This window comes from Mesorhizobium sp. J428, from assembly GCF_024699925.1.
Lineage (GTDB): Bacteria > Pseudomonadota > Alphaproteobacteria > Rhizobiales > Rhizobiaceae > Mesorhizobium_A.
On the sequence record NZ_JAJOMX010000001.1, the window covers coordinates 5,060,744 to 5,085,465 of the forward strand.

Sequence of the window (24,722 nt, forward strand, 5' to 3'; positions counted from 1 at the left end):
GATGGATTGCTGAATGACGAAACTGGTCTACGTGCTCAACGGCCCGAACCTGAACATGCTGGGGATACGCGAACCCGGCATCTACGGCGGCAAGACCCTCGCGCAGATCGGCGAGGATTGTGCGGCCGAGGCCGCCCGCTTGGGCCTCGGCGTCGAGTTCCGTCAGTCGAACCACGAGGGCACATTGGTCGACTGGATTCAGGAGGCAGGCGCCAAGGCGAAGGGATTGGTCATCAATCCCGGCGCCTACGGCCATACCTCCATCGCACTCCACGATGCGATCCGCGCCGTCCAGCCTCTGCCCGTCGCAGAGGTCCATCTTTCCAACATCCACGCCCGCGAGGAATTCCGTCACAAGACCATGATCGCGCCCGTCGCGACCGGAATGATCTGCGGCTTCGGCCCGCTCGGCTACGTTCTGGCGCTTCAGGCGCTTGCCGCGCGGATCTGACCAAACGATAAGGAAACGCCATATGTCGACCAAGAAGACCGGTATCGACCAGCAGCTGATCCGCGACCTGGCAAGCATACTGGACGATACGAACCTGTCCGAGATCGAGGTCGAGCAGGGCGACCTGCGCATCCGCGTGTCGCGCCAGATCAACGTGCAGGCCTATGCCCCGGCGACCCAGTTCGCAGCGCCCCCCGTGGCCGCGCCGGCCTCCGCAGCGGCAACCTCCGCTCCCGCCGCTTCCGTCGACACGTCGAAGAACGCCGTCCCCTCACCGATGGTGGGCACTGCCTATGCGGCGCCATCGCCCGACTCCAAGCCTTTCATCGAGGTCGGCCAGCAGGTCCGCGAAGGCCAAACCCTGCTGATCATCGAGGCGATGAAGACGATGAACCAGATCCCCTCGCCGCGCTCCGGAACGGTGACGGCCATCCTGTTCAAGGACGCACAGCCTGTCGAATACGGTGAACCCCTCGTCGTGATCGAGTAGGGAGGGGAAGGCTAGCGCCCATGTTCCAGAAGATACTCATCGCCAATCGCGGCGAGATCGCGCTGAGGGTTCTCCGCGCCTGCAAGGAGCTCGGCATCCAAACGGTGGTCGTGCATTCGACCGCTGATGCCGATGCCATGCACGTGCGGCTCGCGGACGAGAGCGTCTGCATCGGCCCGCCGCCGTCGCGCGAAAGCTATCTCAACATCCACCAGATCGTCGCCGCCTGCGAGATCACCGGGGCGGACGCGGTCCATCCCGGCTACGGCTTCCTGTCCGAAAATGCACGCTTCTCCGACATCCTGAAGGCACACGGCATCACCTTCATCGGTCCGTCGGGCGATCACATCCGCATCATGGGCGACAAGATCGAGGCCAAGCGGACTGCCAAGCGGCTCGGCATTCCGGTCGTTCCCGGGTCCGACGGTGCCGTTTCCGACGAGCGCGAAGCGAAGCGCATCGCCGCCGAGATCGGCTATCCGGTGATCATCAAGGCGTCGGCCGGAGGCGGCGGGCGCGGCATGAAGGTCGCGCGCACCGAAGCCGACCTTGAAGTGGCCCTCCAGACGGCGCGCTCGGAAGCGGGCGCCGCCTTCGGCGACGACGCGGTCTACATCGAAAAATACCTGGAGAAGCCGCGCCACATCGAGATCCAGGTATTCGGCGACGGCATGGGCAAGGGCATCCATCTCGGCGAGCGCGACTGCTCGCTGCAGCGCCGTCACCAGAAGGTCTGGGAGGAGGCGAACTCCCCTGCCCTGAACGCCGACCAGCGCGCCCGCATCGGCGCCGTCTGCGCCAACGCGATTGCCGACCTCGGCTATTCCGGTGCCGGCACGATCGAGTTCCTCTACGAGGACGGCGAGTTCTACTTCATCGAGATGAACACGCGCCTCCAGGTCGAGCATCCCGTCACCGAGGCCATCACCGGCATCGACCTGGTGCATGAGCAGATCCGCGTCGCCTCCGGCGCCGGCCTTTCCGTCACGCAGGACGAGGTGCGCTTCTCGGGTCACGCGATTGAGTGCCGCATCAATGCGGAGGATCCGCGCACCTTCACGCCGTCGCCGGGCACCATCACGCATTTCCACACGCCGGGCGGCCTCGGCATCCGCGTCGATTCGGGTGTCTATTCCGGCTACAAGATCCCGCCCTATTACGACAGCCTGATCGGCAAGCTGATCGTGCACGGCCGCAACCGCGTTGAATGCATGATGCGGCTGCGCCGGGCCCTGGACGAGTTCGTCGTCGACGGGATCAAGACCACCCTGCCGCTCTTCCGCGACCTGGTCGGCAATCCCGATATCGCCAATGGCGACTACGACATCCACTGGCTCGAAAAACATCTCGCCAGCCAGGAAAGCTGACGCGGCGAGGCCATGTCGCGCCCCTATGCGCCCGAGAGAGAATCCCGACCGACCTTCTCCTGAAGGCCTACGCGTCGGGTGTCTTCCCGATGGCCGACAGCGCCGACGATCCGGAGGTCTTCTGGGTCCGGCCCGAGATGCGCGGCGTCATCCCGCTCGACGCCTTCCACGTCCCCAAGAGCCTTGCCAAGATCATCCGCCAGGCGCGCTTCGAGATCGCCTATGACCGCAACTTCGCAGCCGTGATCCAGGGCTGCGCCGAGGAGCGCGACGTTCGCCGCTCGACTTGGATCAACGGCCCGATCCGTGAAGCCTACGGCCACCTGTTCGAGATCGGCCACTGTCACACCGTCGAGGCGTGGCGCGAAGGCCGGCTCGTCGGCGGGCTCTACGGTGTCTCGCTGGGGCGCGCCTTTTTCGGCGAAAGCATGTTCTCGCGCGAGACCGACGCGTCGAAGGTCTGCCTCGTCCATCTGGTCGAGCGCCTGCGCACCCGCGGCTTCGTCCTGCTCGACACGCAGTTCACGACTGATCACCTGAAGCGCTTTGGCGCGATCGACGTGCCGCGCCGCAAATATGAGAGGCTGCTGGAAGATGCGCTGGTGGGTGAAGCACGCTTCTGAAGACTTCTCCAGCGTCAGGCACGCTGGAAGGCGACGTTGATTCCCAGTCCGACCAGCACCACGCCGCCCGCACGCTGCATCAGTCTCACCGCACGGGTGGACCGCTGGAGACGGCCGAGCAGCGATCCAGCGAGAAGCACGCAGACGATGTCGGCGAGCGAAAACATGAGGTTCACGACCGTTCCGAGCAGCAGGAATTGCAGCCAGACCGGGAAGCTCGCGCCGGAATCGATGAACTGCGGCAGGAAGGCCATAAAGAAGATCGCGGTCTTCGGATTGAGCACTTCCACGGTGACGCTTTCGGCGAAGGCACGCCGGCCGGACTTGCGCCGCACCTGCGGCAAGCCGGTGCCGTCGACGCCTCGCGAGCGGAACAGGGCAATCCCGAGCCATATGAGATAGGCGGCGCCGATGAGCTTTACGGCGAGATAGAGCACAGGCACGGCGTGAAACAGCACCGACAGGCCGGCCGCCGCCGCAAGGACATGGACATAGCAGCCGACATGGATGCCGAGGCTGGCCATCAGGCCCGCGACGCGGCCGCCAGCAAGCGTCTGCGCGGTTGCATACAGCATGGCCGGACCAGGTATGAACGCGAAGACCGCCGCCGTGGCGAAGAACGCGGCGAGAACGTCGTAACTCGGCATCTGAAGCTCCGCCCTTGATGCCTCGACCCTTAGACCAGATCGAGACGTCGAGCCAGCGCTACCGACGAAGCTATCAGTTCGTCTTCGCAGCCTCGGGCGCCGGAACCTCGGACTTCTGCTTGCAGGATTTCAGCCACACATCATAGACGGGATGCTCGACGGCATTGAGGCCCGGGCTTTCGGCCAGCATGTAGCCGGTGAAGATCCGGCGGATCTTGCGGTCCAGAGTGATCTCGTCGACCTCGACGAAACTGTCGGTCTTCGGCTCTTCCGTGTCCGGACGAGAATAGCAGACGCGCGGCGTCACCTGCAGCGCGCCGAACTGCACCGTCTCGTTGATGTAGACGTCGAAGGTGATGATCCGGCCGGTAATCTTGTCGACGCCGGTGAACTCGGCGACCGGATTGGAGATGCGGGTCGGGCCCTTCGGCGTCTCGACGGTCTGTTCCTCCGGCGCCCCCTCTGCGGGGGCCTCGCCTTCCTGGGCGTGGGCAAGCGAGGCGAGAATCGGCAGCGCGCCCGCGACGATCGATGCTTTCAGGAAAGGAGGCATATATGTCTCACCCTGTCGGCCGAATCCCAGCGATGGCCGCGCGACGTATTCCGGTAGCCGCGAAATATGGCGACAAAAGGCGATGCTCAGTTGCCCGGCGTCCAGGCGTCGTAGTCGCCCGTCACACGCGGGCGCTCCTGATGGCCGAGGATCGAGCCCTTCGGGCGATACGCAGCCGGCGTGCCGGTCAGGTTGGGCTGATGCGACTTCTGCCACTCGCGCGGCTTGTAGTCTTCCTTCGACGGCAGGATGTCGGTTCGATGATGGATCCAGCCATGCCAGCCTGGCGGAATATCGGTCGCCTCCGCATAGCCGCTGAAGATCACCCAGCGGCGCTGCCTGCCTTCGGAATCGACACCGCCGGTGTAGTAGATGTTGCCGTTCTCGTCGCGGCCGACCTCGGTGCCGCGCCGCCAGGTATGGAAGCGGGTGCCGAGTGTCTGGCCGTTCCACCAGGTGAAGAACTGGGTGAGGAATTTGAGCATGCCGGCCCCGGGATCGAGCGAATATCGAACGCTTCAAGCTTTGCCGCTTATGGCCCCGCGGCGCGTGCAAGGCAAGGGCCAGCCGACGCGCAAACTGCCGCGCCGCTAGTCCGACGCTTCGGAGCGAAGCGAAAGGGTAAAGCCGGCATGGCTCTGTGCAAAGCCGAGCCTGCGATAGAAGCGATGGGCATCGGTGCGTGACGCGTTCGATGTGAGCTTCACCTTCGAGGCGCCGAGCACGCCTGCCCGCTCGATCGCGAAGCGCCGCATCGCGGTTCCGATGCCGCGCCCGCGCATGTCCGCCCTCGTCTGCACTGCCGCGACAGTCAGGTGCATCGCGCCGCGGCCCGACAGGGAGCGACCGAGGATGGTCTGGAACGTTCCGACCACTTCGCCGTCTATCTCCGCCACAAAGATCGCATTGGTCGGGTTCGCCGCGATCCAGTCGAAGGCGGCGAGATAATCCGGCAGGGCCGACGGGTCGGCGGTGTCGTCATGTCCGCCGAGTGCATCGTCTGCGAAAAGGGCAACGAGCGCCGGCACGTCATCGCGACCGGCCGCCCGGATCAGCAGCCCTGCAAGCTCGTTCGTGGCGGTCAAATTCCTCTCCTCTCAGGGTGTCATCAGGTCGCGACCACCAGTCACAATCGCGCCCGATTCGCTCCCTAGCAAATTTCCACGCTGCACAGCTGATCGGGGAAGGCATGATACCGGATATCATCGCGACGCAAGGCAATTGGCTGTTCCGCTGGCGCAGCTACATCCTCCTCGCCTTCATTCCCCTCGGCATATGGGCGATAAGTTCACCGGAGCCGATTGAGGCGAATTTCGGCGTGATCGCCGATCGTGCGTGGGAACTTTTCTGCATCGTGCTCGCGTTCCTCGGTCTGGCAATACGCGTCCTTACCATAGGCCACACACCGCGCGGCACCTCGGGACGCAACACGAAGGAACAGATCGCCGAAACACTCAACACGACGGGCATGTATTCGATCACCCGCAATCCGCTCTATCTCGGCAATGCAATCACCTATGTGGCGATCGCGCTCTTCACGCAGAGCCTCGCCTTCACGCTGATCATGGTGCTGTTCCTGGTGATCTACCTCGAACGTATCATCGCGACAGAGGAGAAGTTCCTCGCAGCGAAGTTCGGTGCCGAGTACCGCGCTTGGTCGGATCGCGTACCCGTGTTTTTCCCGAGACTCTCGCAGTGGACGCGACCGACGCTGCCATTTTCCTTCCGAAACGTGCTGCGCCGAGAATATTCAGGTTTCTTCGCCATCATCGTCGCAGTGGTCGCGATAGACTATGCACATGAGGCGTTCGGCGAAGGCGAGGTTGGCATCGACGTCGCCTGGGCGGCGTTTCTGCTCTCCGGCGCCACGATCTACGTCGTTCTGCGTTCGCTCAAGAAGCACACCCGCGTTCTCGCTGTAGAAGGCCGGTGAAGACACGACCGGATCGATTTCGAGGACCGGCGCGACCATCGCCCTTTCAGCCGCGCCTCAGCGCCCACTGATGCGCCGGGGTTGAAGAAACCGGCCATCGATGCGACATGTGGGCCAATCTCCAGACTCCGGACAATCCCATGGTCACCTATCTCGAAGCCGCTTCGGCGCCGCTCAAGAACACCGGCCAGATCAGGCTCTACGACGAGGCCGCGTTCGAAGGCATGCGCAAGGCGTGCCGTCTGACCGCTTCCTGCCTCGACGAGCTCGTCGGCATCGTCGCCCCCGGCGTGCCAACCGAAAAGATCGATCGCTTCGTCTTCGAATACGGCATGGACCACGGCGCGATCCCCGCGACGCTGAACTATCGCGGCTACACGAAATCGTCCTGCACTTCGATCAACCATGTCGTCTGCCACGGCATCCCCGACGCCAAGCCGCTGCGCGAGGGCGACATCGTCAACATCGACGTGACGTTCATCCTCGACGGCTGGCACGGCGACTCCTCGCGCATGTATCCGGTCGGCCGGATCAAGCGCGCGGCCGAACGGCTTCTCGAGGTCACGCATGAATGCATGATGCTCGGCATCGCCGCGATCCGGCCGGGCTTGCGCACGGGTGTCATCGGCGCTGCGATCCAGAACTATGCCGAGGCGGAGCGCTGCTCGGTCGTGCGCGACTTCTGCGGCCACGGCGTCGGTCTGCTCTTCCACGACGCGCCCAACATCTTGCACTACGGCACTCCCAGCGAGGGCGTCGAGATGCGCCCGGGTATGATCTTCACCGTCGAGCCGATGATCAACCTCGGTCGCCCGCATGTGAAAGTTCTGTCGGACGGCTGGACCGCCGTAACGCGCGACCGTTCGCTCTCCGCGCAGTACGAGCACACGATCGGCGTCACCGAGACCGGCTGCGAAATCTTCACGCTGTCGCCCGCGGGGCTCGACCGGCCCGGCCTTCCGGCTTAGTCTTCCGCCTCGGGCGCTGTCCGGGGTGGGAGACGAATGCAGCCTGACGAGATCGACGAACGCGGTTTGTTTGCCGAGGGGCCGCCGGCGAACCTCGACAAGGCCGTGCGTAAGGCCCCTCAACTCGAAAAGCCGCACTTTCACGGCCACCGCGACAGGTTGCGGGAGCGGATGCGCGCCTCCGGCCCCGCGGCGCTCGCCGACTACGAACTTCTCGAACTCCTGCTCTTCCGCTTCGTGCCGCGCGCCGACACCAAGCCGCGGGCCAAGGCTCTGCTCGACCGTTTCGGCACCCTCGCCGAGGTGCTGGGCGCTCCCACGCATCTTTTGGCCGAGGTCAAGGGTATCGGCCCGTCGGTGGCGTTCGACCTGAAACTGGTCGCGGCCGCCGCCGAGCGCATGCTGCAGAGCCAGATCCGCGGCCGCCAGGTGCTGTCGTCATGGACGCAGGTGATCGACTATTGTCGCGCCGCCATGGCCTTCGAGCCGCGCGAGCAGTTCCGCGTCCTCTTCCTCGACAAGAAGAACGCGCTGATCGCGGACGAGGTGCAGCAGGTGGGAACCGTGGATCACACTCCGGTCTACCCTCGCGAAGTGGTCCGCCGGGCGCTCGAACTGTCGGCCACGGCCATCATCCTGGTCCACAACCACCCCTCGGGTGATCCTACGCCGTCGAAGGCGGACATCGACATGACACGCCTGATCGCCGAGACTGCCAAACCGCTCGGGATCGCGGTGCATGATCATCTCATCGTCGGCAAGAACGGCCATGCCTCGATGAAAGGCCTGCGCCTGTTCTGAGGAAACTGCCTCCAGTCGCAGCCGGTCGAGAAAAGAAAAAGGCCATCCTCGCGATGGCCCTTCCTTTGCGCGACTGGAAAGCCGGGCTTATTCGGCGTCGTCTTCCTTGGCGGCCTTCTTCTTGGCCGGCGCCTTCTTCTTCGGCGCAGCCTTCTTGGCCTCGGTCTTCTCGGCGCCCTCGTCCTCGTCGTCAGCCAGCAGCTCTTCCTTCGAGACCTTGACGTCGGTGACGTTCACCTGCGTCAGGAGATGGTCGACGACCTTCTCCTCGAACAGCGGAGCGCGGAGGTTGGCGAGCGCGGACGGGTTGTTGCGGTAGAAGTCGTAGACCTCCTGCTCCTGGCCCGGATAGCGGCGCACGAACTCGAACAGCGCGCGCTGCATCTCGTCGTCGGTGATCTGGATGCCAGCCTTCTCGCCCATCTCGGCGAGAACCAGGCCGAGGCGCACACGGCGCTCGGCGAGCTTCTGGTATTCGGCGCGCGCCTCTTCCTCGGTCGTATCCTCGTCGGCAAAGGTCTTGCCGGCCTGCTGCAGGTCGTTCGTTACCTGCTGCCAGATATTGTTGAACTCAGCCTCGACGAGCTTGGAAGGAGCCTCAAACTGGTAGGATTCGTCCAATGCATCGAGCAGCTCGCGCTTCACCTTTTGGCGGGTCAGCGCGCCGTACTGGCTCTCGAGCTGGCTGCGCACGATCTCGGTCAGCTTCTCGGCCGATTCCAGGCCGAGCGTCTTGGCGACCTCGTCGTTGATCTCCAGCTTGCCGGGCTTGGCGACTTCCTTGACGGTGATGTCGAAGGTCGCTTCCTTGCCGGCCAGATGCGCCGCCTGGTAGTTCTCCGGGAAAGTGACCGTGATGGTCTTCTCGTCGCCCGCCTTGAAGCCGACGAGCTGCTCCTCGAAGCCGGGGATGAACTGCTTGGACCCGAGGGTGAGCTGCTGGTCGGTGCCGGCGCCGCCGTCGAACGCCACGCCGTCGAGCTTGCCGACGAAGTCGATCGTGACGCGGTCGCCCTCTTCCGCCTTGCCCTTCTTCGGCTCGTAGGTGCGGGCGGATTCGGCCACGCGCTCCATCTGCGCCTGGACCTCGTCCTCCGGCAGGTCGAGCACCTGGCGGGTCACCTTGATACCGGTGACGTCCTTCAGCTCGATGGCCGGGATCACCTCATAGGCGACCGTGAACTCGAAATCCTTCTGGCCGGCGAGGATGGCTTCCGCCTCCTTCTCGTCCTCGGTCATCTGGACTTCCGGCTGCATCGCAGCCTTCTCGCCGCGCTCGGCGAGGATGTCGCGGGTCGAATTGTTGAGGATCTCGTTGACGACCTCGGCCATGAACGACTTGCCGTACACCTTGCGAAGGTGCGCGAGCGGCACCTTGCCGGGGCGAAAGCCGTTGATGCGGGCCTTGCCCTGCGCGTCGCCGAGGCGGGAGACGAGGCGGCTCTCCATATCGCTCTTCGGCACGACGACCTTGATCTCGCGCTTGAGGCCCTCGTTCAGCGTTTCCGTGATCTGCATACTCGTTCCTTTGGTCCTCTCGAAATCCCTGTGCTCGAACGGCACACGGCCATTTCGACTGACGGAAATCCTGCCCTGAATGGCTGTTGGTGCGGGTGAAGGGACTTGAACCCCCACGACTTGCGTCACAGGAACCTAAATCCTGCGTGTCTACCAGTTCCACCACACCCGCTCAGAAAGCCCGTCCGGCTCCCCGAAGCGTGCGCTCTATATCACCTCGATTGTGGCGTTCAAAGGAAATTTGCCGCGAAAAGCGCCTTTTCGAGGGCGGTTTTCCCCATTCTATCCACAGGCTAGCGGACGTATTCGCTCAATAGAGCGGTTCCTCGAAAAGCACCGTCTCTCCGTCGAGGAAACGCTTGATCTGCGCCGAGCCGTCGGCGGCGACGGCGGCCACCACCGCGAAGGGACGCACACGCATGTCGACTTCGATCGGCTTGCCCTCTCCTTCCGGCAGGTAGAAGCGTTCCAGGCCGTAATCCACCGACGCGCTGCCACTGGCCGCCGGAGCCCCTGATGCCATGCCGGAGACCACCACCTCGCCTGCTTCCGCGGCGGGCAGAAGCGCCCTGTCGAAGGCAGCCGACTTCACGCCGAAGTAGCCATCGTCCTGCTTGTGCAGGAGAACCCAGACGGGCTTGGCCTCGTAGTCGCCGTCCCCTGTCGGCGGCGGCGTGAACAGCGGGGCCGGAACGGTCGAGATGTCGTATCCCAGCCGCACATAATCGCCGCGCAAAAGATCGCGCGGATCGACGGGCTGGACCTTGAGCAGGACCTCCTGGCCATTGCGCAGCACCGCGGCCCGCCCGGCGATGTTCCAGGACAGGAAGCCGATCTGCAACGCCGAGATCAGCAGCGCACCAACGAGGATCAAACGGGAGGATTTCATCACGCAGCTCCCTGAACGGTGGCGCTCGCGGCGATGCGGCGCTCGATACGGATGATGACAAAGGCCAGGACGCCGAGACCGATGGCCGCGAGCAGGAAGAAGCCGGCGGTCCCCAACATAGTGCCGACGGTCGCGATGTACACGAACGAGATTTCCACGGCGAAGCCGAGATAGGCGAGCCAGCGCACCTTGCGGCCGGCCTTGCCGCCGATGATCAACGCGCCTGCGATGGCGGCGAAGTTCGCTGCTGCGAGCAGGGAAAACATCGGCACGGAGTCAGCGAATACGAACTGCAGCGTGAACATGCCGACGAGGAAGCCGATGAGCGCATCGGCCGCCAGGCCGTCACCCAGCCTGGTGAGGCGGTCGACGATCTCCCCGCCGCGCACCGAGGCAACGAACGCCGCTGCCGAGACCAGCGCCATCACGGCCGGGATCAGGAGCTGGTCCGTGTCCAGATAGAGAAACGTGAAGTGCGCGACCAGCGACAGAACGATCAGGTGCCGGGCCGGGAGGCTGCGTGTCCAGACAGCGACCGCCCAGAGAGCCGCGAGAAGCAGCGGATACCAGGCATTGACCTCGAGGTTGAAGCTGAAGATGGGCCAGGCGGCCCAGGCCGCCGAAAGGCAAACCGACGCCGCCGCGAGTACCGGCGAGCGCAGCAGAGCAGCGGCCAGCGCGGTGCCGACGCACCAGACGAGGATGGCCTGCGTCTCGTCGCCGCTGAGGTGATACATTTGTCCGATCAGTGCGATACCACCGCCGAAGGCAGCCGCGGAGACCAGCCAGAGCGCCTCGGAAAGTGCCGCATGGTCGCGGAGCTTGAGGAAGGCACCGCCGAGATAACCGCCCGCAATCACCGCGAAGATGGCAAGGACGCGGCCAACACGCGGGATCTCTTCCCAGTTCGCGGCGATCAGGATGAGGATCGCAGCCGACATCAAGAGCGCCGCCATGACGGCGAGTACCTGGCCGAAGCCGATGCCCTTGCCATGATTGGCCGCGACGTCGTCGCGGAGCTGTTGGCCCAGCGCAGCGGAGACGAGCCCCCTCGCTTCCCATCGGGCAATATCCTGCCCTACCTTGTCGACATACCCGGCCATGGATCTCCCCAAGTTTCGTTCGACCTTTGACCGTCCGCAGGTATCGGCGCGATGTCGCCCGTCCGGCGGATCGCAACCGTCCCATTGCGGCGGCTTTGCGGCCGTCGGTTAACGGCCATTAATGGTGCATTGCACAATATGCATTGCTGCCATGCAACATTTGCCCTTTGAACCGGAGCCGAACGCACCTATTTCTGGTTCGTAACAAAGACAGACGAATACGAAAAAGAAGAAACGAGCACTGAAATGAACATCATCCGCAACTACCGCAACTGGCGTCGCTACCGGGAAACCGTGTCCGAGCTGAACCGCCTGTCGAACCGCGAACTCACCGATCTCGGCATTTCCCGCAGCGACATCCCCTTCGTCGCGCGCAAGTCGATCTGACGAATATAGAAATCTCGCCAGGGTCTACCTCCTCCCAGACCCTGTGAGATACGGCCGGAGTTTACCTCCTCCCAAACGACGGCCACCGAGACACCCGCCGGACCTCCTCCCCCGGCGGGTGTTTTCGTTTCCGGAGGAAAGCTCCCGAATTTCGTACGCAGACGGGCCGCCTAGCGCTCGCCCATCACGCCCCGTGACTTCCACTGGTCGAGCGGCATGATGTCCGGCCTGCCGCCCATTGGCTCATACCAGCTGTCCACCGCCCATCTCGTCCCGCCCTGTTCGGAAAGCACCGCGGTGGAATGAGGATAGCGGCCGTCCACGAACATGCCCCGCGAGACGTTGGATTCGACACGGTGGTGCCGGATCAGGCCCCTCCCCTGGAGATAGAGCATCAGGGTGCGGGTGTTGGTCGATTCGTCGATGCAATCCATCTGGCCCATGCGACCCGACTGGGCGATGGTGGACTTGGCAGTATCACGCACGCCGATCGCCTGGCCGGCGCGGGTCTCGAAATAGGCGACCGCCGAGCCGATTGCCTGGCGCTCCGCGTTCGCGGAGCCTTTTCCGCCGGCCATGATCGACGCGAAGCGGTTCGCGTCCGCCGAAGTCAGGGCGAGCGTCGTGCGGTTGCGGCAATCGAAGCCGTGGCACACGGAAAGCTTCGAGACCGTGGTCTCCTTCTTTACCGCCGAATAGTTCGAAGAGGTTGAGACACATCCCGCCGCCAGCGGCATTGTGAGGGCGAGGATGGCGAACAAGCTGAATCTGTGCTGCATGCCGCGCAGACTATTCGGCCCTCTCGACGCACGCAATCCGCGAGACGTTGTGTTTTGCGCCCTCCGCGACTATTCCACTCTCCATGAACGACAGACCCATTCATGTCATAGGCGGCGGCCTCGCCGGCTCGGAAGCCGCGTGGCAGATCGCCAGCGCCGGTGTGCCGGTGATCCTGCACGAGATGCGCGGCGTGCGTGGCACCGAGGCGCACAAGACCGATGGGCTCGCCGAGCTCGTCTGCTCCAACTCCTTCCGCTCGGACGATGCCGAGACCAACGCTGTCGGCCTGCTTCACGCCGAGATGCGGCTTGCCGGCTCGCTCATCATGGCCTGCGGCGACGCGCATCAGGTGCCGGCGGGCGGGGCACTCGCGGTCGACCGAGACGGCTTTTCCGATGCAGTGACGGCGAAGCTCGCCGCACATCCCCTGGTGACGATCGTGCGCGAAGAGATAGCCGGCCTGCCGCCGGCCGAATGGGACCAGGCGATCATTGCCACCGGCCCCCTCACCGCGCCCTCGCTTGCCGAAGCGATACGTGCCGAGACCGGGGCCGATGCGCTCGCCTTCTTCGACGCGATCGCGCCCATCGTCCATTTCGACACGATCGACATGACGAAAGCCTGGTTCCAGTCGCGCTACGACAAGGTCGGCCCCGGCGGCACCGGCAAGGACTATGTCAACTGCCCGATGGACAAGGCGCAAGTACGAGGCCTTCGTCCAGGCGCTGCAGGACGGGCTCAAGACCGAGTTCAAGCAGTGGGAGGGAACTCCCTATTTCGACGGCTGCCTGCCGATCGAAGTCATGGCCGAGCGGGGCGTCGAGACGCTGCGGCACGGACCAATGAAGCCGATGGGGCTTACCAATGCGCACAATCCGACGGTCAAGGCCTACGCCGTCGTGCAGCTTCGCCAGGACAATGCGCTCGGCACCCTCTACAACATGGTCGGCTTCCAGACGAAGCTGAAGCATGGCGAGCAGACGCGCATCTTCCGGATGATCCCCGGCCTGGAAAACGCAGAATTCGCGCGGCTCGGTGGGCTGCACCGCAACACCTACATCAACTCGCCGACGCTTCTCGCGCGCGATCTGCAGCTCAAGGGGCGTCCCGGCCTGCGCTTTGCCGGCCAGATCACCGGCTGCGAAGGCTATGTCGAGAGCGCTTCGATCGGCCTGCTCGCCGGCCGCTTCGCCGCAGCCGACAGGATCGGCCGCGCGCCATCGCTGCCACCCGCGACGACCGCCTTCGGCGCGCTGCTCGGACACATCACCGGCGGGCATCTGGTGTCCGACGACGAGCCTGGAAAGCGTTCCTTCCAGCCGATGAACATCAATTTCGGTCTTTTCCCGCCACTCGCCGCCGGGACGAAGCTCAAGCCTGACGATTTCGAAGGCCGCTTCCGTGGGAAGGACAAGACCATCGCCAAGAAAAAGGCGATCACGGCCCGAGCGCTGACGGATTGCAGGGCGTGGCTGGGAATGACGTCAGAATTGAAAGCCGCCGAGTAGCCGTAACGGATCACATTGGGGGAAAAACGTGTCGAGCTTTGCCAGCACCTTCTTCCGCGTCGAGCGCGACGGGCCGGTCGCAATTCTCTCCATGAACCGGCCGGACAAGGCCAACGGTATGACGCCGGATTTCTGGACCGACCTGCCTCAACTGATGGACGAACTCGGCCGAGACGAGACGGTTCGCGTCGCGATCCTGCGCGGCGAGGGCAAGCATTTCACCGGCGGCATGGACCTCGCCGCCTTCGCGGATGTCGCCACTCTGCTCCAGAAAGAGGCGGGCCGGGCTGCTTACGCGCTGCGCGACATGATCCTGCGGCTGCAGAATGCCTTCAACGCGATCGAGCGCGCCCGCTTCCCGGTCATCGCCGAGATCCACGGCGCCTGCATTGGCGGCGGCATCGACCTGATCACCGCCTGCGACCTGCGCATCGCATCGGAGGAGGCGCATTTCTCGATCGAGGAGATCCATATCGGTATGGCAGCCGATGTCGGCACGCTGCAGCGCCTGCCAAAGCTGATTTCACCATCGATCGCCGCTGAGCTGGCCTATACCGGCCGGCGCTTTCTGGCGGACGAGGCGAAGGCGATCGGGCTGTTGTCCAGCGTCCTGCCCGACCGCGAGGCGCTTCAGTCGGCTTCCCGCCAGATCGCGCGCGACATCGCCGAGAAATCACCGCTCGCGATCGCCGGCATCAAGCGCAACCTTGCCTATGCTCGCGACCATTCGGTCGCCGACGGGCTCGATTACATCGCAACCTGGAACGCCGGCATGCTGCGGCCGGCGGACCTGATGTCGGCGGTGCAGGCGAAGATGGCGAGGACGAAGGCGACGTTCGCGGACCTACTGAAGGCTTAGTGGGCTTCACTCCGCCGGCTTGAGCCCCTGCCCCGCCCTTGGCAGCCCCGGCTTGCCGGCTTCCGAAGGGTTCCTCCGCACATAGTCGGCCTTCAGGCTTTCCGAGGTCTCGCGCGAGCCGTCGTGGCTCCAGCCCGGCGGCATGAAGACGTAGCCGAGCCGCTGGCGCAGTGTCAGCCCGGGCGCGAAGGCGTCCTTGAACAGGCCGACATATTCGTGGAACGCAACCTTCAGCGGATTGAAGGTGCCGATGTTCTTCACGATGCCGTAGCGCGGCCGGTCCTCCTCCAATTCCTCGACGAAGGTACCGAACATCCGGTCCCAGATAATCAGCGTGCCGGCGTAGTTCGCGTCGAGGTAACGCGGATTCGTCGCATGATGGACGCGGTGATGCGACGGCGTGTTGAACACCGCCTCGAACCAGCGCGGCAGCTTGCCGATCGTCTCCGTATGGATCCAGAACTGCCAGACGAGGTTGAAGCCGAACACAAAGGCGATGACCGCCGGATGGAAGCCGAGCAGCACCAGCGGCGCCTGCAGCACGAACATGCCGGTGAACAGCCCCGTCCAGCTCTGACGGAGCGCGGTCGAGAGATTGTAGTGCTGGCTCGAATGATGGTTGACGTGCTCGGCCCAGACCCAACGCACCCGATGGGCGATGCGGTGGTACCAGTAGTAGCGCAGGTCATCGAGCAGGAAGGCCGCGACGAAGACCCAGACCGACAGGCCGAGATCAAAGAGACGATATTGCCACAGCCAGGCCAGCGCGCTGAACGAAACGAAGCCGAGCAGCAGTCCGGCGACGACGTTTCCGGTGCCCATCAGGAGACTCGTCAGCGCGTCGCGGGTCTCGAATTCGCCCTTGGCGCGACCGGTGCGCACGAGCCAGAGTTCGAGCAGGATCGCGACCACGAAGAATGGGATCGCGATCTCGGTCACGTTGGGAAAGGAATACTGTTCCATCAGGCGGCCCTCCTGCCGATGGTTCGGGGTGTCAGCGCTGCAGCCACCCGGTCAGCGACCTCGGCGCTCTCAAATTCGAACACCGCGCCCGGAAAGGTGAAGTCCGGGAAGCGTGCCAGCAATGAGGCCTCGCCGCTCCGCCGTATGGACGCGACGTCCGCCGGCGTGAGCAGCCGGGTTAGGAACTTGGCACCCATCGCATGGACCAGTCCGATGCGCCCGTCCGCGGTTTCCAGGAATGCCGAGCACCGATCTGCGGTCAGATGGACGGCGCGGACTTCGACATTCGGATAGTCGAGCGCGAACCGCTCGCGCGCAACGTCTGCGCTCGCGAGCGAAGCCTTTCTGCTGCCGCCGGTCAGATGGATCAGCGCCACGATCAGGCTGATGCCGACCACCACCAAGGCGGCGAGGACGGGCAAACTCATCAAGCTCCTCCGGCTCGGCGGGTCTCGTTCCGCACCTTCGGCGAAGCATAGCAGCCTTGACGTTTACGTCAAAGTATCACCAGCCGCGTGAGGCACGGCGGAACAGCAGCCAGTGACGGCGCAACGCGGAGATATCGGGCGTCGGCTTCCGGTAGGCTGAGGACGGATCGGTCCTGCCGAGCCGTGCGGGCAAGGTCGCCATCGGGAGGAAGGCGGGGCGAAGCGAGGCCGGCACGTTGGACACCCCGGCATCGAAGGCACGCAGGTGCTCGCTCGCGAGCGACACCATCGCGCTCGCAGCCGCCGCCATCGCGGCGGGATTTTCTCCGGCAATGAAAGCGTCGCGATCGAGGCCCGAAGCGGCGAGGATGTCGAGCGGCACGAAGCACTGCCCTCGCGAGCGATGAAACGGCATCAGCCGGATCAGTCGGGCAATGCCTGTCGCGCATCCCGCGTGACCCGACGCCTCGCCCGCGTTCGCCGTCGCTGCGGGATCGAGTACGAGTGCAGCCAGTTGGAACAGCGCCGACACTGTTTCCCCGCAATAGCCTTCGAGATCCGTCCGGCTCGGCATCGGGTCGTCGTAGAGGTCGAAGACGCGCGCTTCGAGATAATCGAGGAACGTCTGCCTGGGCAGCCGGTGGTCGGCGATCGCCTTGAGAAGGGCGACCGCAATCGGATGTCCGCTCCCCGGCTCATCCGAGGAGATCACGTCGCGCCACCATTGCAACCTGATCTCGCCGGGCATCGGCTCCGAGATCAGGTCCCGCACCCGGGCGATCTCCACGTCGAACGCATAGAGCGCGAGCAGTGCGTCACGCCTGTCCTCCGGCGCGTAGAGCACGCTCAGATACCGGTCCTGGTCGGCCGTGCGCACGAGGTCGGCAAGATATGAATCGAGAGAGGCCATTCACTCGACCGCGATCAACGCAGCGGCAACCGCCCGACCATCTGCGAGCAGCACATTGAACGTGCGCAGCGCCGCCCCCGTCGACATCGGGTCTGACGAGATGCCGGCCGCGCGCAGGGCCTCCCGCACCGGCTTGGGGATAGGCCGCAGGTCGCGCCCCATGCCTACGAGCAGAATCTCGATGTCGTCGCTTTCCGCGAAGACCCTCGCAAGGTCGTCGATGTCGATCGCCGCCGGATCCTTCGGCTCCCAGCCATAGATGCCGGACGGAAGACACAGGATCGAGCCGCGATGCGACATGTCCGCGAAGCGGAACCCGCCATTGCCATAGGCGTCGATCGGCGCACGCCCGGGAAAATGCGCCTGGCGGATCACGATACCCGGGCCTGTGGGAGCCTGAGCCATGGCTCAGGCCTTGGTCGGTGTTGCCCCGGCGCCGGCCTTCGGTGCTGTCGGCTCGTCGCGGTCGAATATTCCCGGCCGGAGATTGAACAGGATCAGCAACGGCCCAGCGACGAAGATCGATGAATAGGTGCCGACCACAATGCCGAAAATCATCGCCAAGGTGAACGAGGCGATGACCTCACCACCGAACAGATAGAGCGCAATCAGCGCGAACAGCGTGGTGATGCCGGTCAGGAAGGTACGCGAGAGTGTCTGATTCATCGACAGGTCGAGCAGCTGCTCGATCGGCATCTTCTTGTAGCGCCTGAGATTTTCGCGCACGCGGTCGTATACGACCACCGTGTCGTTGATGGAATAGCCCACCACCGTCAACAAGGCCGCGATACTCGACAGGTTGAACTCGAGCCCCATGATCACATAGAAGCCGATCATCATGATGACGTCGTGTAAGGTCGAAATAATCGCACCGACGCCGAACTGCCATTCGAAGCGGAACCAGATGTAGACCAGCATGGCCAGCATCGCGGCGATGACGCCGATCGTTCCTGCCCAGGCCAGTTCCGAGGACACCGTCGGTCCAACTGATTCAATCCGCCTGAACTCGTAGTCGCCCGACAGTTCTCCCCTCACCTTCTCGACCACGCTCTGCTCGGCATTGTCGCCGGCGTCCTGGCCTTCGATGCGGATCAGGAACTCATTCGCATTGCCAATCGCCTGCACCTGCACGTCGCCGATGTTCAGCTCGCCGAGACGCGCACGGATGTCGGCCGCGTCGCCTTCGCCCTGGATCGCCTTGACCTCGATGCTCGAACCGCCAAGGAAATCGATGCCGTAGTTCATGTCCTTGACGAAGAAGAGGGCCATGGAGGCAATCGATATAGCCAGCGAGAACGCGAACGCATATCTGCGCCATGACATGAACGGAATCTTGGTGTCGTCTGGAACCAGCTTGACGAAGCCTTGCGGCATCTCGGTCGGCCGGTAGCGACGCAGCCAGATCGCGATGAGCCAGCGCGTCAGCGTGAAAGCGGTGAACACCGTCGTCACGATGCCGATGGCGAGCGTCACGGCGAAACCGCGGATCGGACCCGATCCGAGATAGAACAGGATCACCGCCGCGATCAGCGTGGTCAGGTTGGCGTCCACGACGGTCGACAGCGCGCGCGAAAAGCCCGCGTCGAGCGACTGGACGATGGAGCGGCCGGATCTCCGCTCCTCCTTCACGCGTTCGTAGATGATGACGTTCGAATCGACCGCCATGCCCATGGTCAGCACGATACCGGCGATGCCGGGCAGCGTCAGCGTCGCTCCCAGCAGCGTCAGAACCGCGATGATCAGCGCGACGTTGGCGATCAGCGCGATATTGGCGATGATGCCGAGCGAGCCGTAGGCAATGACCATGAAGGCGAGCACCAGAACGGCCGCGATCGCCGAGGCGAACTGGCCCGCCGAGATCGAGTCGGCACCGAGGCTCGGTCCCACCGTGCGCTCTTCGATGATCGTCAGCGTCGCCGGAAGCGCGCCGGCCCTGAGGAGCACGGCGAGGTCGTTGGCGCCCTCGACGGTGAAGTTGCCGGAGATCTGGCCGGTGCCGCCGAGGATCGGCTCGCGAATCTGTGGCGCGGAGATGACCTGGTTGTCGAGGATGATCGCAAACAGTTTGCCGACATTCTGCTGGGTCGCCTGGCCGAACAGCGTGGCGCCGCGATTGTCGAAGCGGAACGACACGACCGGCTCGCTGGTGCGCTGGTCGAACGTGGCCTGCGCGTCGACGAGATTCTCGCCGGAGACGATGACACGGGTCTCGATGAGATAGGCCTCGGGCGGATCGTCGGTCGAATACATGACGACCGAGCCGGCCGGCGGGCGGCCTTCGATGGCGTCCTGCACCGGCATGGTCGAATCGACCATCTGGAACGTCAGCTTCGCGGTCTGGCCGAGGATGTCCTTCAGCCGGTCGGGATCCTGGAGGCCGGGCACCTGCACGAGGATGCGGTCGTCACCCTGGCGCTGGATGAGAGGTTCCGTCGTGCCGAGCTCGTTGACGCGCCGGCCGACGACCTCGATCGACTGCGACAGCGCGGAGCTCATCCGGTAATTGATACCCTCTTCCGTAAGGGTGTAGCGCAACAGGCCGGGCTCCGGCTCGTCGAAGTCGAGTTCGCTGATCGATCCGCCGGTAAAGAGGCCGGACGCGACCGGCGCCGTCATGTTGGTGAGCGCGTCCTTGGCTTTCTGGACATCGGCCGCGTCGCGGATCCTCACCTGCACCGAATTGGCCGTGCCCGACAGACCGGTGTAGCCGATCCGCGCGTCACGCAGCGAGGCGCGGATGTCGTTGCGGGCGGTTTCGAGCCGCTCTTCGACCAGATCCTTGCGATCGAGCTGCAGGAGAATGTGCGAGCCGCCCTGCAGGTCGAGGCCGAGCGTCATCTGCCGCTTCGGCATCCAGTCGGGCAGCGCGTCGAGAAACGACTTGGAAAACAGGTTCGGAGCGGCAATCACCACGCCGACGGCCACCGTCAACCAGATGAGGATGGTCTTCCAGCGTGTGAAATGAAGCATTTCCGTTCCTCTCGACCGGCCTTCTGCGGGCCGTATCTCAGCCCTTGGCGTTCTGGTTGGCGACCGGCTCGCCCTTGGCCCGTCCTCCGCGATCGTCGCGCGCACGGCCGTGACCTTCACATTGTTGCCGAGGTCGATCTCGACTTCGCCGCGCTCGTCGATCACCTTGGCCACCTTGCCGACCAATCCGCCTCCGGTGACGACCTGGTCGCCACGGCGGATGTTCTTCAGCATCTCCTCACGCTTCTTCAACTGCGCACGCTGCGGACGGATGATCAGGAAATACATGATCACAAAGATCAGCACGAACGGCAGGATGCTGATCAGCATCTCGGATCCGCCGGCGACGCCGGTCTGCGCGTATGCAGGGGTGACGAACATCAAGAACTCCCGAAAAGGACAAAGGGCCGGTCCGTGCGGGCCAGCCGAGGTGGGCGGAATATAGTCGGTCAAGGCGTCAATGCAACCGCGCGCGGCCGCCGCAGGCGCGCTTTTCCCGCCCGAATCCGCGTGTTATGCCGCCTGCCCGGCCCGGATCGTGCCGGCGCATGCAGACATGGGAAGAGAAATGACGCAGGAATCCATTGAGGCCAAGCTGGACAAGCTCATCCAGGCTGTCGCGCGCCTTGCGCCGCCGACGCCTCCGCCGGCCGAGTTTGCCGCGGCCGAAGGTTTCGTATGGGATGCGGAGCGCGGTTATCCGGCGCCTGTGCCGCGGGTGAGCCGCGTCGAGATCGGCCTGATCAAGGGCGTGGACCGGGTGCGCGACATCCTCGTCGACAACACGATGCGCTTCGCCTCCGGGCTGCCCGCCAACAACGTGCTCCTGTGGGGCGCGCGGGGCATGGGCAAATCCTCGCTGGTGAAGGCCGCGCACGCGCTCGCCAACCGCGAAGGCCCCTCGGCGGGCAGGCTGAAGCTGATCGAGATCCACCGCGAGGACATCTCCACGCTGCCGCGGCTGCTCAACCTCCTCAAGGCCGAGCCTTACAGGTTCATCCTGTTCTGCGACGACCTGTCCTTCGACAACGACGACACGTCCTACAAGTCGCTGAAGGCTGCGCTCGATGGCGGCGTCGAGGGCCGGCCGGAGAACGTCATCTTCTACGCGACGTCGAACCGGCGCCATCTTCTGCCGCGCGACATGATCGAGAACGAGCGTTCGACCGCGATCAACCCGCACGAGGCGGTCGAGGAGAAGGTCTCTCTGTCCGACCGCTTCGGCCTGTGGCTCGGTTTCCACAAGTGCAGCCAGGACGAATATCTCGCAATGATCGACGGATACGTCGCGCATTACGGGCTCAAGGTCACGCCCGAGACGCTGCGCCATGAGGCGCTGGAGTGGGCGACCACCCGCGGCAGCCGGTCGGGACGCGTCGCCTGGCAGTTCATCCAGGATCTCGCCGGCCGGCTCGGCCAGCGCATCTCCGAATGAAAATCCGCCCTGCCTTTGGCGCCGCCCCGGACGTGTCCGGAGCGAGATCAAAGGCAGGGCGGGACCGGAGTTGGCGCGGCGGGCTGGAGGTCCGGACGTCGCGCTAAGGCTCTTCCTGGCTATTCGAGATATTGCTGCGGGTCGACGGGGTTCGAGTTCTCGCGAACTTCGAAGTGCAGCTTCGGCGTATCGGTGCTGCCGGTCATGCCGGAGGTGGCAATCTCCTGGCCGCGCTTGACCGTGTCGCCGCGGCTGACCTTGATCTCGCCGGTATGGCCGTAGACGGTTACCTTGCCGTCTGCGTGGCGCACCAGCACGGTCTTGCCGAAATCCTTCAGTCCTTCGCCGGCAAAGATCACGACGCCGTTCTCGGCCGCCTTGACCGGCGTGCCTTCCGGCACCGCGATGTCGATGCCGTCATTGAACGAGGCGCCGTTCGAGTTGCCGTAGGTGCCGACGACGCGGCCGCGCACCGGCCAGCGCATCTTGCCGATGCCGGTCGAATCCGGAGCGGCCTCGCTGCTCGCGGCCTCGGCGTCCTTGATCACCTTGTTGTCGGCCTTAGGAGGCGTGTAGGTGGCGAGCTTTGCCGCTTCCGGCTTCGCCCCCTTCTTGGCAGGGCCGGCGGTGCCGGTGATTACCGGATCGACCTTCGGCGCCTGCGCGACCTGCTGGCCGGCCGCGGGAATGATCAGCTTCTGGCCGATCTTGAGGTTGGCCGTCTCGCCGAGATTGTTGACCTTGCGGATTTCGGCAGCCTTCGCGCCGGTCTTCTTGGCAATTGCATAAAGTGAATCGCCGGCGGCGACCGTATAGCCGCCGCCCGTCTGCGCGGTGGGCTTCGGCGCGGCGGGAGCGGCGCTGTTGTCGGCGGTCTTCGTCTCGACTACCGGTTCCTTGATTTTGGGCTGCTGCGGCAGCACGGCCAGGTTCTCCGGCCGCTTGCCCGGGCGCGGCAGATCCGCCGGCGCATCGATCTTCACGCCGCGCGACGACTTGGCGTCCGCCACTTCCCGCGTATTGTCCGGCGCGGATACGGGAGCCTTGCTGGAATAGACATAGGTCGGGATCACGACCTGCTGACCGACGGTGACCGTATCGGCGCTCGCGATCCCGTTCGCCTTCATGATTTCCTTGACCGGCACGCCGAACCGCTTCGACAGGTTGTAGAGGGTCTCGCCCTCCTTGAGCGTGACTTGCGTGCCGCCGGCGCGCGACCAGCCCTGATGCGCCTCCTCGGTCTGGGCAGCGGGAGCCCTGGCAACCGATCCGGTCGGAGTCGTGTCCACCCTCGGCGCCTCGGCGACGACCGCGGGCGCAGGCTTGGATACAGGTGCGGAGGCGACCGGGGGAAGCGAGGAGCGCGTCACGGGCTGCGGCGCAACCGCCGTCCGGGCTGCCGATTCTGCATAGGTGCCGTTCGCGGGAGCGGGCCTGGCGGCGACATCGGCGGGGAAAGGCTGATTGTCCTTGCTGACGATCGAGCGCTGATTGGCGGTTGAACCGGTCAGAATGTCGTCAGTGAATCGGCTGACACCGGAGCTGCATCCCGCGGCCACACCGCCGACCAGGACAAGCGCTGCGCCGCGCGCGAGAATGCGCTGACTCTTCTGCAACGACCCGAACCGCATGACTACACCCGCACACCAGTTACCGAACTGGCATGATTAAAGCGCGTTAATGTTACTGGTCGGTTAAGTCTTGGCGGGGCTTGAAGAAAATTCGACTAAATTGCGGCCGCGACCCCTGAGGCCAGCGGCTGCAGGCGAGCCGTCGCGATATCCTCGCGGTCGAAGCGGCTGCCCACCTTGGTCAGGCGCGCCATCTGCTGCACGCCCTCCGGCGGACCGATCGGCGCGATCAGCACGCCGCCGCTCGCCAACTGGTCCACGAAGGTACGCGGAAGCCCTTCGAACGCAGCCCAGACGATGATGCGGTCGAACGGCCCTTCCGCGGGCACGCCGTTGATCCCGTCCATGTGGCGAACCGAGACATTGGTGATGCCGAGCGCGTCGAGCCTCTGCCGGGCATTGGTCGCCAGCGTCCTGTAGCGCTCGACGGTGAGCACGCGCGCCGCAAGCCGCCCCATCACGGCCGCGGTGAAGCCGGAGCCGGTGCCGATCTCCAGCACGCGGTGGGACGGCTCTAGCGTGAGGGACGCAAGGATCTTGGCCTGGAAATCGATCCCTTCGACCGCCTCGCCGCATTCGATGGGCAGCATGCGGTCGGACCAGGCGTGCGCCTGCCACTGGCCCGGGATGAAGCCGCGCCGCGGCGTGGCCTCCATCGCGGCGATCAGGCCCTTGTCCTCCAGCCCCCGGCCGCGCATGCGCAGAAGAAACGCCGCGAAGGATTCGCGGTCTGCCTGGGTCTCGTTGCTCATCGGAGCACCGCCGCCAGCGCGTCCCGCGTCTCATGCGCGGTGAGGTCGAGCTTCATCGGCGTCACCGAGATCTTCCGCGCATCGAGCGCATGGATATCGGTGCCCTTCACCGGTTCGTTCATCTGCTTGCCAAAGCGCAGCCAGTAATAGGGCAAGCCGCGCCCGTCCTGGCGTTCGTCGACCCACAGTCCGTGCACATATTTCCCCTGCGATGTGACCTCGACGCCTTCGACTTCCTCGACCTCGCAATTCGGGAAATTGACGTTCAGGAACACGCCTTTGGGCAGGTCCGTGCCGATCAGCTTGTGCAGCAGGTCAGGCGCCAGAGATTCGGCCGTGCGCCACGGCACGACGCGGCCGTCGTCGTGGAACTGGTAGCTCTGGCTCAGCGCGATCGAGCGGATTCCGATCAGCGTGCCCTCCATCGCGCCCGCGACAGTGCCCGAATAGGTCACGTCGTCGGCGATGTTGGAGCCGGAGTTCACGCCGGAGAGGACAAGATCCGGCGGCTCGGGCATCAGATTGCGCACGCCCATGATGACACAGTCCGTCGGCGTGCCGCGCAGCGCATAATGCTTGTCGGCGACCTTGCGCACGCGCAGCGGCTCCGACAGCGAGAGCGAATGCGCGAAGCCCGACTGGTCGTTCTCCGGCGCGACCACCCACACGTCGTCGGAGAGCTGCCGGGCGATGCGCTCGAGCACCATCAGTCCCTCGGCATGGATGCCGTCGTCATTCGTGAGCAGGATGCGCATG

The 24,722-nt window shown here is 64.6% G+C and carries 25 protein-coding genes, 1 tRNA gene and 2 pseudogenes; 11 read left to right on the forward strand and 17 right to left on the reverse strand.

Going from position 1 to position 24,722, the window contains the following annotated elements; genetic code table 11:
- Positions 1 to 13: 13 nt before the first annotated feature.
- The 4 genes and pseudogenes from aroQ to aat all read left to right on the forward strand — a co-directional run bounded on the left by aroQ (position 14) and on the right by aat (position 2,931).
- Positions 14 to 451 (forward strand): type II 3-dehydroquinate dehydratase, encoded by a 438-nt coding sequence (gene aroQ / locus LRS09_RS25470; protein ID WP_257809835.1) that lies wholly within the window; start codon positions 14 to 16, stop codon positions 449 to 451.
- Between the two features lie 22 nt (positions 452 to 473).
- The gene (gene accB / locus LRS09_RS25475; RefSeq protein WP_257809836.1) at positions 474 to 941 is read left to right on the forward strand and encodes an acetyl-CoA carboxylase biotin carboxyl carrier protein; all 468 of its coding nucleotides are present in this window, start codon (positions 474 to 476) and stop codon (positions 939 to 941) included.
- A 20-nt stretch (positions 942 to 961) separates the two neighbouring features.
- On the forward strand, positions 962 to 2,308 hold the full coding sequence (gene accC / locus LRS09_RS25480; RefSeq protein ID WP_257809838.1) for an acetyl-CoA carboxylase biotin carboxylase subunit: 1,347 nt from the start codon (positions 962 to 964) through the stop codon (positions 2,306 to 2,308).
- 12 nt (positions 2,309 to 2,320) lie between these two features.
- Positions 2,321 to 2,931: pseudogene (gene aat, locus LRS09_RS25485) on the forward strand (leucyl/phenylalanyl-tRNA--protein transferase).
- Positions 2,932 to 2,945: 14 nt separating this feature from the next.
- Here aat and LRS09_RS25490 read toward each other — a convergent pair.
- The 4 genes from LRS09_RS25490 to LRS09_RS25505 all read right to left on the reverse strand — a co-directional run bounded on the left by LRS09_RS25490 (position 2,946) and on the right by LRS09_RS25505 (position 5,216).
- Positions 2,946 to 3,578, reverse strand: coding sequence for a LysE family translocator (locus tag LRS09_RS25490; protein WP_257809840.1), 633 nt, complete (start codon positions 3,576 to 3,578; stop codon positions 2,946 to 2,948).
- 73 nt (positions 3,579 to 3,651) lie between these two features.
- Positions 3,652 to 4,131, reverse strand: a complete 480-nt coding sequence (locus LRS09_RS25495) for a DUF2155 domain-containing protein (protein ID WP_257809842.1) — start codon at positions 4,129 to 4,131, stop codon at positions 3,652 to 3,654.
- An 86-nt stretch (positions 4,132 to 4,217) separates the two neighbouring features.
- On the reverse strand, positions 4,218 to 4,616 hold the full coding sequence (locus tag LRS09_RS25500) for an NADH:ubiquinone oxidoreductase subunit NDUFA12 (RefSeq protein ID WP_257809843.1): 399 nt from the start codon (positions 4,614 to 4,616) through the stop codon (positions 4,218 to 4,220).
- A 105-nt stretch (positions 4,617 to 4,721) separates the two neighbouring features.
- Complete coding sequence (locus tag LRS09_RS25505; protein ID WP_257809845.1) at positions 4,722 to 5,216, reverse strand: GNAT family N-acetyltransferase; 495 nt, start codon at positions 5,214 to 5,216, stop codon at positions 4,722 to 4,724.
- A gap of 104 nt (positions 5,217 to 5,320) precedes the next feature.
- On the opposite strand from LRS09_RS25505, the gene LRS09_RS25510 reads away from it, so the two are divergent.
- The 3 genes from LRS09_RS25510 to radC all read left to right on the forward strand — a co-directional run bounded on the left by LRS09_RS25510 (position 5,321) and on the right by radC (position 7,833).
- On the forward strand, positions 5,321 to 6,064 hold the full coding sequence (locus tag LRS09_RS25510; RefSeq protein ID WP_257809846.1) for an isoprenylcysteine carboxylmethyltransferase family protein: 744 nt from the start codon (positions 5,321 to 5,323) through the stop codon (positions 6,062 to 6,064).
- 140 nt (positions 6,065 to 6,204) lie between these two features.
- Positions 6,205 to 7,032, forward strand: a complete 828-nt coding sequence (gene map / locus LRS09_RS25515; protein ID WP_257809847.1) for a type I methionyl aminopeptidase — start codon at positions 6,205 to 6,207, stop codon at positions 7,030 to 7,032.
- 36 nt (positions 7,033 to 7,068) lie between these two features.
- Complete coding sequence (radC, locus tag LRS09_RS25520) at positions 7,069 to 7,833, forward strand: DNA repair protein RadC (RefSeq protein WP_257809848.1); 765 nt, start codon at positions 7,069 to 7,071, stop codon at positions 7,831 to 7,833.
- Positions 7,834 to 7,920: 87 nt separating this feature from the next.
- Here radC and tig read toward each other — a convergent pair whose 3' ends face one another.
- The 4 genes from tig to LRS09_RS25540 form a co-directional block, all read right to left on the reverse strand.
- The gene (gene tig, locus LRS09_RS25525) at positions 7,921 to 9,351 is read right to left on the reverse strand and encodes a trigger factor (RefSeq protein WP_257809849.1); all 1,431 of its coding nucleotides are present in this window, start codon (positions 9,349 to 9,351) and stop codon (positions 7,921 to 7,923) included.
- An 87-nt stretch (positions 9,352 to 9,438) separates the two neighbouring features.
- Positions 9,439 to 9,523, reverse strand: a tRNA-Leu gene (locus tag LRS09_RS25530).
- 138 nt (positions 9,524 to 9,661) lie between these two features.
- Positions 9,662 to 10,240, reverse strand: a complete 579-nt coding sequence (locus LRS09_RS25535; RefSeq protein ID WP_257809850.1) for a GDYXXLXY domain-containing protein — start codon at positions 10,238 to 10,240, stop codon at positions 9,662 to 9,664.
- On the reverse strand, positions 10,240 to 11,343 hold the full coding sequence (locus tag LRS09_RS25540; RefSeq protein WP_257809851.1) for a DUF2157 domain-containing protein: 1,104 nt from the start codon (positions 11,341 to 11,343) through the stop codon (positions 10,240 to 10,242). Before LRS09_RS25540 ends, LRS09_RS25535 begins: the two co-directional genes overlap by 1 nt.
- A gap of 246 nt (positions 11,344 to 11,589) precedes the next feature.
- Between LRS09_RS25540 and LRS09_RS25545 the strand changes: the two genes are divergently transcribed.
- Positions 11,590 to 11,730 (forward strand): DUF1127 domain-containing protein, encoded by a 141-nt coding sequence (locus tag LRS09_RS25545; RefSeq protein ID WP_085465584.1) that lies wholly within the window; start codon positions 11,590 to 11,592, stop codon positions 11,728 to 11,730.
- Positions 11,731 to 11,900: 170 nt separating this feature from the next.
- Here the strand turns inward: LRS09_RS25545 and LRS09_RS25550 are convergent, their stop codons facing one another.
- A complete protein-coding gene (locus LRS09_RS25550; RefSeq protein WP_257809853.1) occupies positions 11,901 to 12,509 on the reverse strand; it encodes a hypothetical protein in 609 nt (202 codons plus the stop codon).
- 83 nt (positions 12,510 to 12,592) lie between these two features.
- Between LRS09_RS25550 and trmFO the strand changes: the two are divergent.
- Together trmFO and LRS09_RS25560 are read left to right on the forward strand one after the other, a co-directional pair.
- A pseudogene (trmFO, locus tag LRS09_RS25555) lies at positions 12,593 to 14,018 on the forward strand (methylenetetrahydrofolate--tRNA-(uracil(54)-C(5))-methyltransferase (FADH(2)-oxidizing) TrmFO).
- A gap of 28 nt (positions 14,019 to 14,046) precedes the next feature.
- Positions 14,047 to 14,877 (forward strand): crotonase/enoyl-CoA hydratase family protein, encoded by an 831-nt coding sequence (locus LRS09_RS25560; RefSeq protein ID WP_257809855.1) that lies wholly within the window; start codon positions 14,047 to 14,049, stop codon positions 14,875 to 14,877.
- Positions 14,878 to 14,883: 6 nt separating this feature from the next.
- On the opposite strand, the gene LRS09_RS25565 is transcribed toward LRS09_RS25560, so the two are convergent.
- From LRS09_RS25565 to secDF, 5 genes are all read right to left on the reverse strand, one after another.
- On the reverse strand, positions 14,884 to 15,840 hold the full coding sequence (locus LRS09_RS25565) for a sterol desaturase family protein (RefSeq protein WP_257809856.1): 957 nt from the start codon (positions 15,838 to 15,840) through the stop codon (positions 14,884 to 14,886).
- Positions 15,840 to 16,262: a hypothetical protein gene (locus LRS09_RS25570; RefSeq protein WP_257809857.1), complete on the reverse strand. Its 423-nt coding sequence runs from the start codon at positions 16,260 to 16,262 to the stop codon at positions 15,840 to 15,842. Before LRS09_RS25570 ends, LRS09_RS25565 begins: the two co-directional genes overlap by 1 nt.
- A gap of 82 nt (positions 16,263 to 16,344) precedes the next feature.
- The gene (locus LRS09_RS25575; protein ID WP_257809858.1) at positions 16,345 to 17,178 is read right to left on the reverse strand and encodes a phytoene/squalene synthase family protein; all 834 of its coding nucleotides are present in this window, start codon (positions 17,176 to 17,178) and stop codon (positions 16,345 to 16,347) included.
- A complete protein-coding gene (locus tag LRS09_RS25580) occupies positions 17,179 to 17,583 on the reverse strand; it encodes an Mth938-like domain-containing protein (RefSeq protein ID WP_257809859.1) in 405 nt (134 codons plus the stop codon).
- Positions 17,584 to 17,586: 3 nt separating this feature from the next.
- Complete coding sequence (gene secDF / locus LRS09_RS25585) at positions 17,587 to 20,529, reverse strand: protein translocase subunit SecDF (RefSeq protein ID WP_257809860.1); 2,943 nt, start codon at positions 20,527 to 20,529, stop codon at positions 17,587 to 17,589.
- A 187-nt stretch (positions 20,530 to 20,716) separates the two neighbouring features.
- Here secDF and LRS09_RS25590 point away from each other — a divergent pair, with 187 nt between their 5' ends.
- Complete coding sequence (locus LRS09_RS25590; RefSeq protein WP_257809861.1) at positions 20,717 to 21,583, forward strand: ATP-binding protein; 867 nt, start codon at positions 20,717 to 20,719, stop codon at positions 21,581 to 21,583.
- 119 nt (positions 21,584 to 21,702) lie between these two features.
- Here the strand turns inward: LRS09_RS25590 and LRS09_RS25595 are convergent, their stop codons facing one another.
- The 3 genes from LRS09_RS25595 to surE form a co-directional block, all read right to left on the reverse strand.
- Complete coding sequence (locus LRS09_RS25595) at positions 21,703 to 23,199, reverse strand: peptidoglycan DD-metalloendopeptidase family protein (RefSeq protein ID WP_308240343.1); 1,497 nt, start codon at positions 23,197 to 23,199, stop codon at positions 21,703 to 21,705.
- Between the two features lie 110 nt (positions 23,200 to 23,309).
- Entirely contained in the window at positions 23,310 to 23,966 is a 657-nt protein-coding gene (locus LRS09_RS25600) for a protein-L-isoaspartate(D-aspartate) O-methyltransferase (protein WP_257809864.1), read from the reverse strand.
- The gene (surE, locus tag LRS09_RS25605) at positions 23,963 to 24,721 is read right to left on the reverse strand and encodes a 5'/3'-nucleotidase SurE (RefSeq protein ID WP_257809865.1); all 759 of its coding nucleotides are present in this window, start codon (positions 24,719 to 24,721) and stop codon (positions 23,963 to 23,965) included. The genes LRS09_RS25600 and surE overlap by 4 nt, the downstream gene beginning before the upstream one ends.
- Position 24,722: the final 1 nt, after the last annotated feature.

Bases quoted from the DNA above. Each gene is read 5' to 3' on its own strand.
- aroQ (WP_257809835.1), top strand. From the start codon at position 14: ATGACGAAACTGGTCTACGTGCTCAACGGCCCGAACCTGAACATGCTG.
- accB (WP_257809836.1), top strand. From the start codon at position 474: ATGTCGACCAAGAAGACCGGTATCGACCAGCAGCTGATCCGCGACCTG.
- accC (WP_257809838.1), top strand. From the start codon at position 962: ATGTTCCAGAAGATACTCATCGCCAATCGCGGCGAGATCGCGCTGAGG.
- LRS09_RS25490 (WP_257809840.1), bottom strand. From the start codon at position 3,578: ATGCCGAGTTACGACGTTCTCGCCGCGTTCTTCGCCACGGCGGCGGTC.
- LRS09_RS25495 (WP_257809842.1), bottom strand. From the start codon at position 4,131: ATGCCTCCTTTCCTGAAAGCATCGATCGTCGCGGGCGCGCTGCCGATT.
- LRS09_RS25500 (WP_257809843.1), bottom strand. From the start codon at position 4,616: ATGCTCAAATTCCTCACCCAGTTCTTCACCTGGTGGAACGGCCAGACA.
- LRS09_RS25510 (WP_257809846.1), top strand. From the start codon at position 5,321: ATGATACCGGATATCATCGCGACGCAAGGCAATTGGCTGTTCCGCTGG.
- map (WP_257809847.1), top strand. From the start codon at position 6,205: ATGGTCACCTATCTCGAAGCCGCTTCGGCGCCGCTCAAGAACACCGGC.
- radC (WP_257809848.1), top strand. From the start codon at position 7,069: ATGCAGCCTGACGAGATCGACGAACGCGGTTTGTTTGCCGAGGGGCCG.
- tig (WP_257809849.1), bottom strand. From the start codon at position 9,351: ATGCAGATCACGGAAACGCTGAACGAGGGCCTCAAGCGCGAGATCAAG.
- LRS09_RS25535 (WP_257809850.1), bottom strand. From the start codon at position 10,240: ATGAAATCCTCCCGTTTGATCCTCGTTGGTGCGCTGCTGATCTCGGCG.
- LRS09_RS25540 (WP_257809851.1), bottom strand. From the start codon at position 11,343: ATGGCCGGGTATGTCGACAAGGTAGGGCAGGATATTGCCCGATGGGAA.
- LRS09_RS25545 (WP_085465584.1), top strand. From the start codon at position 11,590: ATGAACATCATCCGCAACTACCGCAACTGGCGTCGCTACCGGGAAACC.
- LRS09_RS25550 (WP_257809853.1), bottom strand. From the start codon at position 12,509: ATGCAGCACAGATTCAGCTTGTTCGCCATCCTCGCCCTCACAATGCCG.
- LRS09_RS25565 (WP_257809856.1), bottom strand. From the start codon at position 15,840: ATGGAACAGTATTCCTTTCCCAACGTGACCGAGATCGCGATCCCATTC.
- LRS09_RS25575 (WP_257809858.1), bottom strand. From the start codon at position 17,178: ATGGCCTCTCTCGATTCATATCTTGCCGACCTCGTGCGCACGGCCGAC.
- LRS09_RS25580 (WP_257809859.1), bottom strand. From the start codon at position 17,583: ATGGCTCAGGCTCCCACAGGCCCGGGTATCGTGATCCGCCAGGCGCAT.
- secDF (WP_257809860.1), bottom strand. From the start codon at position 20,529: ATGTTCGTCACCCCTGCATACGCGCAGACCGGCGTCGCCGGCGGATCC.
- LRS09_RS25590 (WP_257809861.1), top strand. From the start codon at position 20,717: ATGACGCAGGAATCCATTGAGGCCAAGCTGGACAAGCTCATCCAGGCT.
- LRS09_RS25600 (WP_257809864.1), bottom strand. From the start codon at position 23,966: ATGAGCAACGAGACCCAGGCAGACCGCGAATCCTTCGCGGCGTTTCTT.
- surE (WP_257809865.1), bottom strand. From the start codon at position 24,721: ATGCGCATCCTGCTCACGAATGACGACGGCATCCATGCCGAGGGACTG.